The sequence below is a fragment of the Lyngbya sp. PCC 8106 genome (genome assembly GCF_000169095.1).
GTDB lineage: Bacteria > Cyanobacteriota > Cyanobacteriia > Cyanobacteriales > Microcoleaceae > Capilliphycus.
In genome coordinates this window covers 38,382-51,463 of the sequence record NZ_AAVU01000005.1, presented here as the reverse complement: position 1 = coordinate 51,463, position 13,082 = coordinate 38,382, and the positions used below count along the sequence as shown (strand labels likewise).

General features: G+C 42.6%; 14 protein-coding genes, 1 tRNA gene and 1 pseudogene. 6 read left to right on the top strand and 10 right to left on the bottom strand.

All coding sequences use genetic code 11. From position 1 onward, the window contains the following. The first annotated feature begins 55 nt into the window (after nt 1–55). Entirely contained in the window at nt 56–1,294 is a 1,239-nt protein-coding gene (locus L8106_RS04930) for an HhoA/HhoB/HtrA family serine endopeptidase (RefSeq protein WP_009783111.1), read from the top strand. 117 nt (nt 1,295–1,411) lie between these two features. On the opposite strand, the pseudogene L8106_RS04925 reads toward L8106_RS04930, so the two are convergent. Then, nucleotides 1,412–2,679: pseudogene (locus L8106_RS04925) on the bottom strand (MFS transporter). Nucleotides 2,680–2,799: 120 nt separating this feature from the next. On the opposite strand from L8106_RS04925, the gene recR reads away from it, so the two are divergent. Together recR and L8106_RS04915 are read left to right on the top strand one after the other, a co-directional pair. Then, a complete protein-coding gene (gene recR, locus L8106_RS04920) occupies nt 2,800–3,420 on the top strand; it encodes a recombination mediator RecR (RefSeq protein WP_071941367.1) in 621 nt (206 codons plus the stop codon). A gap of 89 nt (nt 3,421–3,509) precedes the next feature. Continuing rightward, a complete protein-coding gene (locus L8106_RS04915; protein WP_009783107.1) occupies nt 3,510–4,172 on the top strand; it encodes a Na(+)/H(+) antiporter subunit B in 663 nt (220 codons plus the stop codon). Nucleotides 4,173–4,245: 73 nt separating this feature from the next. Here L8106_RS04915 and L8106_RS04910 read toward each other — a convergent pair whose 3' ends face one another. Next, nucleotides 4,246–5,208: an aldo/keto reductase gene (locus L8106_RS04910; RefSeq protein ID WP_009783106.1), complete on the bottom strand. Its 963-nt coding sequence runs from the start codon at nt 5,206–5,208 to the stop codon at nt 4,246–4,248. Between the two features lie 74 nt (nt 5,209–5,282). Between L8106_RS04910 and L8106_RS04905 the strand changes: the two genes are divergently transcribed. Both L8106_RS04905 and L8106_RS04900 read left to right on the top strand, forming a co-directional pair. Beyond that, nucleotides 5,283–5,861 carry a DUF1802 family protein gene (locus L8106_RS04905; protein ID WP_009783105.1) on the top strand — a complete coding sequence of 193 codons (579 nt, stop codon included), beginning with the start codon at nt 5,283–5,285 and terminating at the stop codon, nt 5,859–5,861. 150 nt (nt 5,862–6,011) lie between these two features. Further along, nucleotides 6,012–7,079: a tocopherol cyclase family protein gene (locus L8106_RS04900; protein WP_009783104.1), complete on the top strand. Its 1,068-nt coding sequence runs from the start codon at nt 6,012–6,014 to the stop codon at nt 7,077–7,079. A 459-nt stretch (nt 7,080–7,538) separates the two neighbouring features. Here the strand turns inward: L8106_RS04900 and L8106_RS04895 are convergent. The 6 genes from L8106_RS04895 to L8106_RS04875 all read right to left on the bottom strand — a co-directional run bounded on the left by L8106_RS04895 (nt 7,539) and on the right by L8106_RS04875 (nt 9,784). Then, nucleotides 7,539–7,612, bottom strand: a tRNA-Pro gene (locus tag L8106_RS04895). 35 nt (nt 7,613–7,647) lie between these two features. Next, nucleotides 7,648–8,013: a DUF1818 family protein gene (locus L8106_RS04890; RefSeq protein WP_009783103.1), complete on the bottom strand. Its 366-nt coding sequence runs from the start codon at nt 8,011–8,013 to the stop codon at nt 7,648–7,650. Between the two features lie 11 nt (nt 8,014–8,024). Then, a complete protein-coding gene (locus tag L8106_RS04885; RefSeq protein WP_156803592.1) occupies nt 8,025–8,705 on the bottom strand; it encodes a hypothetical protein in 681 nt (226 codons plus the stop codon). Between the two features lie 21 nt (nt 8,706–8,726). Further along, complete coding sequence (locus L8106_RS04880) at nt 8,727–9,092, bottom strand: hypothetical protein (RefSeq protein WP_156803591.1); 366 nt, start codon at nt 9,090–9,092, stop codon at nt 8,727–8,729. A gap of 187 nt (nt 9,093–9,279) precedes the next feature. Continuing rightward, entirely contained in the window at nt 9,280–9,387 is a 108-nt protein-coding gene (locus tag L8106_RS34405) for a helix-turn-helix domain-containing protein (protein WP_156803590.1), read from the bottom strand. Between the two features lie 166 nt (nt 9,388–9,553). After that, the gene (locus L8106_RS04875) at nt 9,554–9,784 is read right to left on the bottom strand and encodes a DNA-directed RNA polymerase subunit omega (RefSeq protein ID WP_009783100.1); all 231 of its coding nucleotides are present in this window, start codon (nt 9,782–9,784) and stop codon (nt 9,554–9,556) included. A 588-nt stretch (nt 9,785–10,372) separates the two neighbouring features. Between L8106_RS04875 and L8106_RS04870 the strand changes: the two genes are divergently transcribed. Next, nucleotides 10,373–11,098 (top strand): GDSL-type esterase/lipase family protein, encoded by a 726-nt coding sequence (locus L8106_RS04870; protein WP_009783099.1) that lies wholly within the window; start codon nt 10,373–10,375, stop codon nt 11,096–11,098. 313 nt (nt 11,099–11,411) lie between these two features. On the opposite strand, the gene L8106_RS04865 is transcribed toward L8106_RS04870, so the two are convergent. Further along, nucleotides 11,412–11,735, bottom strand: a complete 324-nt coding sequence (locus tag L8106_RS04865) for a DUF6464 family protein (RefSeq protein WP_009783098.1) — start codon at nt 11,733–11,735, stop codon at nt 11,412–11,414. A gap of 21 nt (nt 11,736–11,756) precedes the next feature. Continuing rightward, nucleotides 11,757–13,076, bottom strand: coding sequence for a folylpolyglutamate synthase/dihydrofolate synthase family protein (locus tag L8106_RS04860; protein ID WP_009783097.1), 1,320 nt, complete (start codon nt 13,074–13,076; stop codon nt 11,757–11,759). Between the last annotated feature and the right edge of the window lie 6 nt (nt 13,077–13,082).

The window sequence follows — 13,082 nt, the reverse complement described above, 5'->3', positions numbered from 1 at the left end:
AAAATAAAAAAAGATAAAATTAATCCATTGATTTGAAACAAAAAAGGAGGAATTTATGCCATCCTATGAACAACCCCGTTTTTCAGTCTCTCAGATTAGTAGCTATGTTTTGACAATTCTTTTAAGTGTAGGTTTAACCCTACTCTCCTTGCGTGTATTTCCCGCTTTGGTGCTACCTCCTGCTAATGCAAATAGTAGTTCTGTCACAGAAGTTGTCGCGGTTCAACCTCAACCCCAAACTGTTGCTATTTCCCCAACAAATCCCGCCGTTAGTAACTTTGTGACTGCTGCGGTTAACAAAGTGGGGCCAGCGGTTGTCCGACTCGATACTGAACGCACGGTAACACGCAACTTTGATCCTTTCTTTGATGATCCGTTTTTTCGTCGCTTTTTTGGTGAAGACTTTGCCCCTCAAAACCCGCAAGAATATCAACAACGGGGACAAGGATCAGGATTTATTGTTGACAGCAACGGCATTATTTTAACAAATGCTCATGTGGTCAAAGGTGCTGATAAAGTAACTGTTATTCTCAAAGACGGACGAGAATTTCAAGGCGAGGTTCGAGGTGTTGATGAACCCTCAGATTTAGCTGTTGTTAAAATTAATGGAAATAATTTACCCGTTGCTCCTTTAGGAAATTCTGACGAAGTTCAAGTTGGAGATTGGGCGATTGCAGTGGGAAATCCTTTAGGATTAGATAACACTGTAACTTTAGGAATTGTTAGCACTTTAAATCGTCCGAGTTCTCAAGTAGGTATTCCCGACAAACGCTTAGATTTTATTCAAACTGATGCGGCAATTAACCCTGGAAATTCGGGCGGGCCGTTATTAAATAATCAAGGCGAAGTGATTGGCATTAATACCGCAATTCGGGCAGATGGTCAAGGGATTGGATTTGCAATTCCTATCGATAAAGCTAAATCTATTCAAGACAAATTAGCCCGAGGTGAGCAAATTTCTCATCCTTATATTGGGGTGCGGATGGTGACGCTGACACCAGATATTGCCAAAGAGTTTAATCGCAATCCTAATTCACCTTTATTAGTTCCAGAAATCAAAGGCGTATTAGTCGTTGAAATTATTCCTGATAGTCCAGCAGCGAGTTCCGGTATACGTCGCGGTGATGTGATTACTCAAATTGACGACGAAACGATTACAACAGCCGATCAACTCCAACAGAAAGTAGAACTCAGTCGGGTCAATCAACCCTTAAATATTAAGGTACAACGAGGCGAACAAACTCAACAAATTTCTGTACGTCCGGCTGAACTAAGAGACGCAGCCTTACGATAAATCCTCCATGATTTGATTTAAAAATAAACCCGGTTTATAAATATTTAAGAAGCCGGGTTTTGAAGTCAATTAGGAAAGATAAATTCTGTCAAACCTCAGTGAAGTTCGAGTTTAATTTCAAACCTCTGACTCTTGCGATAACAACTCCTCTCGTTCATCGAGGAGACGACGGAGATGTTCTTGCTTCTTGCTATCTAAAGGAAAGTTCCACATGATTATTGCTGCTAAAAGCCAGATGGGAATTGGAGTAAAAACGAATATATATTTGAGAGTTGCGATCGTCTCAGGGGTATTCACTCCGCCAGGAACAAAACCAATCCAGTCGAGTATCGGATAAATAACACCCACAGCAACCGCGTAACCAATTTTGTTTGTCATGGTCAGCATAGAATAGTAGAGGCCTGTGCGTTGTGTCCCTGATTCGAGATAATCCTGATCCGTTACATCTGCCATAATTGAGCGTAATAGAAAAGCTCCGGCACCCGATGCTAATCCAAATAGAATATTGCAGAAACCGTAAAACCAAATATTGCCCGGTTCAATCAATAGGATTACCAAAAGTGTAACTGAGATATAAACATCGCAATGGTAAATGTTTGGTGTTTTTCTAGACGATAGCTTAAACGAATCCAAAAAGGTATCCCACAAAAGCTGGCAATAAAATAGATCAACAACATTAAGCTTGACCATTTACCGAGATCCATCACAGAATCCACAAAGAAAATATAGAGCGCTCCGGTGATTCCAGGGGCAATTCCTGTACATAAATCAGCTAAAAGAACCCGTCTCAGTAGCTTATTTTTAAACAGCAGAACAGTTGCCTGTTTCCAACAAATCGGAGACGACTTCGGGATCGGACGTTCAGACACCAGAGAAACAGCGATCGCCACAGTAATGGGCAAAAGTATGATCACAAACCAACCCATCGCAGCAACCTGCTGAGAAGCACCTCCATTGGAGAGGTGTTCAATCATTGCAGGCAAGATCAAAACAGCCAACATCCCAAAAATTAGGGCAAACTCCCGCCACCCTTGCACCCGCGATCGCTCATAATAGTCTGAGGAGAGTTCAGCCCCCCAAGACATATGGGAAATACTCAATAAAGTCCAACCAACATACAGCAGTATCATCCAAACCAGGAGATAAGTTCCACCAACACCCGGTTGAGGGATAAAGATCTTGAAAACACAGATCATTAAAATGGGAACGGAGATAATGATCCAATGACGTCGCCTTCCTAACGGGGTTGTGACTTTATCGCTGAGAATTCCGAGAACCGGATCGGTGAAAACATCCCAGAAGCGAGTAATCATAAAAACTGTACCCACTAGAGACAAACCGAGTCCCATTTCTTCTGCATAAAAGGGTGGAAGGTAGACCACCATCGGCAAACCCAGTGCAGCCAGGGGAATTGCGGGGGAAACAAAAGCAACAATCGTTTGCCTTTTGAGATTCATAGGAAGTGGGGAATATCAGTTCTAAAATAGTTACAATCTTAGAATAGAATTTTCAGTCTTGGAGGTAGTCCAACGGTTTATACTCGTCCCCTTGCCCGTTTGATCGAACAATTGCAACGCCTTCCGGGAGTTGGCCCCAAAACTGCTCAACGTTTGGCGATGTATATTATTAAACGTTCAGAGACAGAAGTTGAAGCCCTTGCCCAAGCTTTGTTAGATGCGAAGAAACAGGTGGGCTTATGTAAAGTGTGTTTTCACTTATCGGCTGAACCGATTTGTGATATTTGTCGCCATCCGCAGCGAGATAATGAGACTATTTGTGTTGTGAGTGATTCTCGGGATGTGATAGCTATTGAAAAAACCCGAGAATATCGAGGAAAATATCATGTCTTAGGGGGTGTCATTTCCCCGATGGATGGCATTGGCCCAGAACAATTAACCATTGAACCTCTAGTGCGGCGAGTCAGTCAAAATCAGGTCAAAGAAGTGATTATTGCCATTAGTCCGAGTGTGGAAGGGGAAACGACTACTTTGTATCTGGGACAGCTAATCAAACCTTTTACGCGCGTCACCCGCATTGCGTTTGGTTTACCGATGGGTGGAGATTTAGAATATGCTGATGAGATCACCCTCGCCCGCGCATTGGAAGGGAGACGAGAATTAAATTAATACTCCTCGACACAGCGAAAGACTAAGATTGTGTAGACGGACTCCAGCCTAAAGACTTTACTTTGTTTTCCAATTAAAAAGAGGTTTCTATGAAATGGGTTTATGTTATCGCCGGGATCGCACTCTATATTAAAATGCTAGTTCTACCGAACCCTGAACTGGAGTTATCTGATCCGTCAATTCTCGAATTAGTTGTACAAGATAGTGGGGTTCCGAATGCCGTTTCGGGTATTATCTTTAGAAATCGTTTGTATGACACAATCTTTGAAGTTGTGGTCTTTTCGATCGCAATTATGGGGGCTAAATATCTGCTGGCGAATGAAAGCCCATCTTGCACAATCTATCAGTTTAATGATCAACCCTCGATTGTTTTAGCTCGTCTGGGCGCTACAATTGCCGCATTAGTCAGTATTGAACTGGCAATTCGCGGACATTTGAGTCCAGGTGGGGGTTTTGCTGCGGGTGTTGCTGGAGGAACCGCGATCGGATTGGTGGCTATTACCTCATCATATCAGTGGATGCAGGATATCTACCAACGTTGGCAAGCCGCGACCTGGGAAAAGGTTTCGGTTTTGGTTTTTATTCTCCTGGCTGTGATCACGCTAACCGGAGTTGAACTACCACACGGACAATTAGGTTCACTGATTAGTGGTGGAGTCATTCCCTTGCTGAACATCCTGGTAGCGATTAAAGTGGCTTTAGGATCATGGGCGGCAATTTTGATTTTTATTCGTTATCGAGGATTGTTGTGAAATTTAGGAGAAAAAGTGCTTTTCTTTTTCCCCATCTCCCGACTTTTAACCCCCCCAAAATACTCCTGAAATTCTAGAAATTCCACATCATCAGATCATCATCCAATGGATCAGTTACAATCCGTCCAATATGGTCAATTTCTTCTAAATCACGCTCTGAGAGTTTGATTGTCCCTGCTTTGGCATTTTGTTGAGATTGTTCCTCGTGACGCGCCCCCACAATCGCACTGGTTTGAGGTTGAGCAATTAACCAAGCCAGAGATAACTGGGCTAATGTGCATTGATTTCGGTCTGCAATCAGACGCAATTTTTCTAATGCAGTTTGAACTCGGGCGTAGTTCTCTTGATCCGCAAATAACTTATTAGAAGATCGATGATCGCCTTCTGCAAATTGATGATCCGGGCCGAATTTCCCCGTTAAGAATCCTTGGGCTAAAGAAGAATAGGACAGAATTGAAATGTTATTTTCGACGCAATAGGGTTGAAGATCTTTTTCGACTTTACGCCAAAACAAAGAATAGGGCGGCTGTAAACTGTCAATTCGACCATACTGAGAGGCTTCTACCAATTGCTCTAAAGAAAAGTTAGACACTCCAATCGTGAGAATTTTACCTTGTTCTTTGAGTTTATTCAAGGCTTTCATTGTTTCTTCAATCGGAACAAATTCGCTTTTAAAATTCCCAGACGGCCAATGAATTTGATACAGATCAATGTAGTCTGTCTCTAGATTTTTTAAAGAGCGATCGCAAGCTTCGATTACTTGATTATACTTGAGATGGTTGGGGAAAACTTTTGTGGCGTAAATGACTTGATCTCGAACATCGGATAATGCTTTAGCGACGATTTGTTCTGAATGACCATCCCCATAAATTTCTGCGGTGTCTACTGTCGTTATTCCCGCTTCAAATGCTGCCCGAATTGCTTTGCTCGTTTCTTCATCCTTTATCCCCGCCCAACCTCGTTTTCCCGCTTGCCAAGTTCCCATAATGATCGGGGTAATTGAAAGATTAGATGTACCCAGAGATCGCTGTTTCATGGTAGACTCCTAACTGATTCAATAGTGCTGATTCTATTATTGTAAGGACAAATTGCTAATTCTGTGTCTATCTTATGGAAGTTAAAATCAAACAAGCGTTAAAAGAGTGGAATATTGCCGTTAATGCTTTAGAGAGAGGGAACACGATTTTACTTCTGCGAAAAGGGGGAATTCGAGAACAAAAGGGTCAGTTTTCTGTAGAATATCAACAGGTTTTATTATATCCGACTTTTGAACACCAAAAGCCTAATTTACTTTTACCTGAATATGCGTCTCAAGTACAAGCTGTTCCCTCACTTTGGCATCCCCAAACGATTAAAATTAGCAGTTGGGCAGAAATTACGGATGTTTTAGCAATAGAAACATCACAAGCAGAAGTGTTGATTTCTGATTTACTGCCTTTTCTAATTTGGAATGAAAATTTTGTGCAGGAACGGGTCAAGTTTAAACCCCGAACTCCCTTGTTTTTACTCCTGTTAAAACCCTATAAACTATCCTCGATTTATGAAATTCCCTATGATTCGAGTTATGGAGGTTGTCGATCTTGGATTGAGTTAAAGGAATCGATTTCTATTCAAAACTCTATTCCGGTTTGGGAAGACACTCAATATGATCATATTTGTTTGAAAATAAAACAATTATTAAAGCAGTAAAAATTTTTGATAAAATATTAGGTTAACAACTATTTTTATTGAGAACAAACAGGATTTTTTTTGAATTTATAGATGAAATCGACTATAATAAAACGTAACGGAACTTCGCAAAAATAAACAGCTAATATCGGTTAGATTCCTCACATCTGTATGTCTCAACAAAACCCTCTGCAAACTCCCCACAGTCACTATCACTGGGATGGAAGTGAACATCGTTTTTTTGAAGGTTGGTATTTTCGCGTTACCCTACTTGAGGCCCGTCAAACCTTTGCATTTATGTATTCCATCGAAGACCCCATTGGTGGAAATCTTCACAGTGGCGGTGGGGCGCAAATTTTAGGCCCAGATGATGGTTATCTCTGTCGAACCTTTCCCGATGTCAAGACGTTTTGGGCATCTCCAGAAGCCTTAGAATTGGGTCACTGGGGTCAAACGGATTTAAGTTCAGCGCCAGGATATCTCGAACCTCAACTTTTTAATCATCATATTCAACAAGGTTATCAAGTTACAACCACTTGGCATCAGGGTATTTTACATGATCCTGGAACTCAACAAACCTGTCGTTGGGAATATTCAACCCAACCGATTTATGGATGGGGAAATCTAGGTCAATCTCAACAGTCTACAGCCGGATGGTTATCTTTTCTGCCGATTTTTGAACCGGGTTGGCAGATTTTAATGGCGCATGGGTTAGCCACAGGTTGGATCGAGTGGAATGATACAATTTATGAGTTTAATCATGCACCTGCTTATAGTGAGAAAAATTGGGGTGGGGCGTTTCCACAAAAATGGTTTTGGATTAATTGTAATTGTTTTGAAAATGAACCCGATTTAGCCTTAACCGCAGGAGGAGGAAGACGGGGAGTATTAACCTGGATGGAATCTGTCGCCATGATTGGTATTCATTATCAAGGGCAATTTTATGAATTTGTTCCTTGGAATTCTCAAGTTTCCTGGCAAATTGAACCTTGGGGAAAATGGCAAGTTCAAGCCAAAAATCAACAGTTTCAAGTGACGTTAACCGCGACAACAAACCAACCCGGAACTCCCTTACGCGCCCCCACCCAAGATGGATTAATTTTCTTTTGTCGAGATACGATGCAAGCGGAAGTCAGCTTAGAATTAAAACAGGGTAAAGAGGTCATTTTAGAGGCTAAAAGTGATCAGTGTGGCGTAGAAGTTGGGGGTCATCCCTGGACAGAAGTTTGGGTGAATTGAATCTCTCATTACTTGCTGTAAAATGGGAAGCTGAAAACTTCGACATCATTTGTTAAGATGGAGTAGAGAGAACTAACTTGGGGCTGTGGCTCAGATGGATAGAGCAAGCGCCTCCTGAATGATCGGGCACCCTCAGAGGAAACTCTGGGCGTGAATGTGGTCAAATTCAAGGAAGCCTAAGTTCATGTTAGGATAAGGTAATCTTGAGCCAAGCTTTATCTCAGAAGAAGATAAAGAAGGTGCAGAGACTCGACGGCCACCACCTAAAGGCTTTTCGCCAATGGTGAAGGGAGAGTCCAGAGAGTGAGGAAACTTACACCAATCTGAAGCGCTAGGTCGCCGGTTCGAGTCCGGCCAGTCCCGTTCAACATAAACCCTTACAGTTACATTGTTTCAAGCAAGTAACTCAGGTTTGAGTAAAAAGCTTGAAACAACGTGAATATAAGGTTACAAACAAAATCGGAGCGGCGGGATTTGAACCCACGACCCCCACTACCCCAAAGTGGTGCGCTACCAAGCTGCGCTACGCCCCGAACAGACTTATCTAGTATAGCATGATAAATACTGATTAGTAAACATTTAATATTTTTGTTGTCTGAATTATTGCGGGGACGACTTCAGCCGGCCAACTTCCTTCTCCTCTTCGCCCTGTATTGAGAATAAACTGCAAATTGTAATCATCAGGATAACCTTCAACCTGCATCCAAATCAACTCACTTTCGGCTTCACAGGTAATTTTTTCTTCATCCATTAACTCACTCGTCATCTGAGTCATGGTGTCAGCTAGTTGGGTCAGCAGACGACAAAAATCATTTAACTCCGCCTCGGTTAACTCGATCGCCCAGTCGTCACCGCCCACTAATCCGTGATATTCTGTAGCATTAGGATTCCAACCTAGACGCCAACCTACTCCCGTTTTGAGAATCTGATTCACGACCTTACTGTTTAGAGTTGCAATAATTCTGCGTCTCCGGGTTGAGGGAGAGGAGGTAAGGGCGAACTTCCATTATTTTTGGGTGAGGTTTGAGTCGTTTCTTCTGATGAACGGTCGGGAGAATCTGACGCATTTTCCGAGGAGTTGGGATCAAAGGAATTAACAAGTGTATCGACTAACTCCTGTCTTTGGCTGCGGTTAAAGGTTCTTACGGTTTCGCGATCGCCATCGAGAGGATTTTGTTTTAATGAACCCGCTCCTGGATACTGAGATTCTAACATTCCTTCATTCACACCCAAATAGTCAGCTAATGTTAGCTTCCAATCAAATCGAGACAGGGGAGAACGTCCTTTAACATATACATGATAGCGAATCAATCGTCCGATTAATGTATCCTCGGCGGCAACTTCTCCGTTTTCTAAGGAAACATATTCATTTTCTTTGGGGAGATCGGGCAATTGTTGATAAACTTGTTGCCAAACATCTCGAATTCTGACAACGCGAGTTGGGGGTTGTTGGGCGATCGCCACAGGAGTTGTTAACCCACTGATTTTAGCTAGTCCCTGAAATGGACTTGATTCTATCCCACTCGCCAACACCGTTAGAACAGCAAAACCTAACGCCAAGAGTACAGAACGATACCATCGCTGAGAACATTGAATGATCGCCATTATCAATTTATGCTTAAGCATTTTGATTCAGGACTAGGTGAACTACCTACGCCGACGCTTCGCTTTCGGTCGTAGGCTTCCAGTTTCTTGAACAGTCTTGGTCGAAGCATCAACAGATTGTTCATTGATCAGAAGTTGCCGCACAGAAGATTTACGCCCTCTGGCTGGTCTTACACCTCCTCCACTGGCAGTCGCCTCCGTCCCAGAGGCAAGGAGCTGTCTGCCGAATTCACGGGAAATAGTCCGGTAGAGTGGAAGCCCCGTGTCTTTAGACCGGGGAGGAAACTCGACACGAGCGGTTTTAACCGCCTGTAAAAAAATTAATGGGGGTATGGTTGCCCCCAACACCCATTTCTGGGGTAATGTTTGCCTCGCATAAGTTATCGGTCGGTACTTTCCACAACACACTGTCTTACCCCTCGTAGGACTGTTTAATGCTGTGGTTCTAGAGCCGGAGACTGGCCACGCATCTCCGGGTCGGAACGTTAACTCTTGCCGATAACGTAGCCCTCAAGGGACTTAGGCGGGTACTAGCTACCTAAAAAGAGAAGCATGATGCCCCGTCTCTTTAGAGCGGGGTGCTGACTTCGGCAGTTTATACGCCCCGCGATGACTCGTAATCCTTCGTCTCGAATAACGCTTTTGCAAGGGCTTGTTTCTGGTCATCCGTTGGGTATAGTCTGACTTTTGCTACCTTTCTCATTGGACAACTTAGAGCGAATGTACTTGATTATAACGGAATTATGAGAAATTAGAGATCTTGTCGGCGATTCATCTTTGGGCTGTCGCTGGAATTGATTTCCAGCGTTTATAAGCCCCGTCTTACACTGACACTTCGTTTTCAGGTGTGAGGCTTCTCGCCGCAGAAGCTAACGATCTACAATAATCTCCGGTTGAGTTAGTTCATCAGACATTTCAATAATCGCCCGCAACACTGGCTTCATAATATTCTCGTCTATACTGTCAAAATCTTCATAGCGACAGCGCTTGGCTCGGTTGGCGACTTGTACTGTGATGCGATAACGGTTAGAAGCTGCACTAACTAAATCAGCCGCCCGACAAGTAATTTCGGTAGAATCGATAGTAGAACGTTTTTGCATACAGTTGATTTACTCTGAGTTAATCATCATACTACTGTTCTACAAAACCTGTACAAAACGTCGCATTACAACACTTTTGCACTGTTTGCTTCCTGTTTCAAACCAGGACTGTCGCCAGCACCCTGTCCACAGGCTTAAAATCGGCTGGAACCCAACCTATTATTGAGTTTTCAATCACAACTTTGGATCTCTACTCCACTATTTTCAGGAAATTTAAAACTGATGGCTTTACTCAGTTACCTTTTTACAGGCTGCCCACTAGACAAGAATTCTCTGGGATGTCAAGCCTTAAATGCTTTAATCGCTTGGTTTTCGCGTTTTTTGATTGTATCACATTCAGAAAATACCTTGAAGCCACTCAAAGTAACGCAAATCGTATACTAGATTACATCTCTATGTTAACGAACAACTTAAAGGATTTGATACGGACTACCTCAATCCCCTTTTCTGATCAGTGAATACCTTTGAAACTCCTGATTAATTTAAGATTGCATTGGCAAGTGTTAACTTTTTGTAATAGACTGTTGATCAATTCTGTTGTATATAGCTATCTGAAGTATATCAGTTAAACCCGAATCTAAATTACCTATGCCAGCATCAGTCGCTTGGAGTTCCCAATCATCGGTTATTCGCTTACCCCAAGTCCATCGTCATTCTCTCAGGCTTGTTGCTTTGGGCGATAGTCTAGTTTATGGCTATGGTGATCCTGAAGGTGGAGGTTGGGTTGAACGGCTACGACGACAATGGATGTCACCCGGTAGTCCGGGTCATGTGGTTTATAATTTAGGCGTTCGAGGAAATCGAGTCGTACAGGTTCGCGATCGCTTAGAACATGAATTTCGTCATCGCGGTGAACTGAGAAACCGGGTTCCTGATGTGATTATTTTATCGGTTGGTGTGAATGACTGCGCGAGAATTCAATCTCCCCAAGGACGCAATTACACTGATTTTGAACAATTTCAAACGGTAATCAATAGTTTACTCGATAGCGCTCAAAATCTTTGTCCGGTTTTGTTTGTGGGAATGGTTCCAGTTGATGAAATGAAAATGCCATTTCAAGATTGTTTGTACTACAATCACGAAAACCAATATCTTTACAAAGAAGCGACTCGTTTAGCGTGTTTAGAGCGAAATATTCCCTATCTTGATATTTTTCAACATTGGCTAAAACAAGGTGAAACTTGGTGGAAATCGCGTTTGAGTGTAGATGGTTTACACCCAAACACAATGGGTTATCAAAGCTTACTCCATGATGTACTGAATTGGGAACCGATTATTCAAATGGATCGATCTCATCATTCCCAGTTAATTTGAATTGAATGATCTCATTAATAATGTCTTGGAGGCGGATAGTATTGTATGGGAACTCTCTCGCCAGAAGATGTCGAAGATTGTAGTTTCTCTAGAAGTCTCATTGCTGTTTTGTTCAGAGGCGAAACTCGGTTGAACAAACGCTAGGGTGAGAAGTATGGTGAATACCAGAATGGATTTAGCTTTCTTCATCTGTCTCTACTGCTTTTTAAAATTGTATTTTGTCTGAACACCTTTTAAAATACAAAATTTTTAGAGGTAGAGACTTCAGCCATTCAGGTAATTTTTTCCGAAAATTGATTGTTATTGTTAACTTTCAAGGTTTATTTTTTTCGTCTGAAACTGATTGTACTTCCTGATAAAAACGACAATTCTCACAAGGGCCAGAAGGATTCACAGCACAACGAACATAGGAAGAACGTGCATTATATTGGCAAGAAAGATCACCAATTAAATAGCCAACTCCCTCGACATATTGGGCATCTGGAGGTAAGTCGGATCTACGCCAATGAGTAACCGCAACACCCGTTCCAACAGTTGAAATCTGACGAATCGTTCGGGTTTCTATTTGTCGTCGAAACCACCAATAAATAAATGCTGGACTGATGCCAAGAATGAGGATAAATAGAGAAATAAACACAATACTACTTAATCAAAAGTATCAGGTTTTAGAGCTATTTTCCAAAGAAACAGTCGAATTCTGAAGGCTGAAAAAATAACCCACGAGATAAAGAGAACCACACAAAACAACTAAATTTGAGGATGTTCGAGACTCAAGTGCCGCCTCTAAACCGACAATCAAATCAGGATAAGCTTGAGAATACGCTAAATTCGGACAAATGCTGCGACTTAAAACTGCTAATTGTTCCGGTTCAGCGCTACTATGATCAGGGACGGGAACTAAATACAACCGATCTCCAGAACGTAGCAAAGCCTCAAAGATATCCCCATGATCTTTTGTTGATAACATTCCCATTACCCAAGTAATCGGTTGTCGAGAGTTGGCATCTTTGGTAAATTGAACATCTATACTATCAACATATTGACGCAAAACTTGAGCGGCTGCCGGATTATGAGCGCCATCAACTAACAATCGCTGATCACGCCAACTTGTCCATTGTAACCGCCCTAACCAGCGAGTGTTTGTCATTCCCTGCCAAATTGCTGCGGGTGAAATCTGCCATCCTTGCTGTTGTAATAATTTTATCGTCGCGATCGCAATGGCTGAATTGATCAGTTGAACCTGTCCCAACAACGGTAAAGGATACTCAATCTCTTGATAAATTGCAGTTGTTAACCCGTCTGAATTTTTTTGGTGAGTGGGAGTCGCCGCTTCTACCCAAACAGCCGGACAATTTAATTGATTAATACGCTGTTCGACAACCGCTTTTGCTTCTGGGGGAAGTTGACCAATCACAGCCGGACATTGGGCTTTGAGAACTCCTGCTTTTTCTGTGGCGATATGAGCGAGAGTCGGGCCTAAACGTTGCCAATGTTCGCGACTAATCGAAACGATAGCACTAACCAACGGGCGATCGCAAACATTTGTTGCATCTAGTCGTCCTCCCAAACCGACTTCAATCACTGCAATATCCACCTGTTGTTGGGCAAAATAAAGCCATGCTGCGGCTGTAATCACCTCAAACTTTGTGGGAGACGGTTCACCTGGATTAATCGCCGCTTCGACTTCTAAAAGAACTCTTTCGAGATCCGTCAGAGAGATGGGCTGTTCATTGATACAGATCCGTTCTGTCCAGTCTACCAAATGAGGGGAAGTATAGCGTCCGACTCGATAGCCTGCCTGAGTCAAAATCGAGGAAAGATAAGCACAAACAGAGCCTTTACCATTGGTTCCCGCAACGTGAATGATCGGAACCTGGTGATCAGGATTATCCAAACAGGCGAGTAAGGTTTGAATTCGTTCTAAGCCCAGATGCACCCCAAAGCGTTGAAAGCGTTGTAATATCAGGTCTACATTCACGATTAA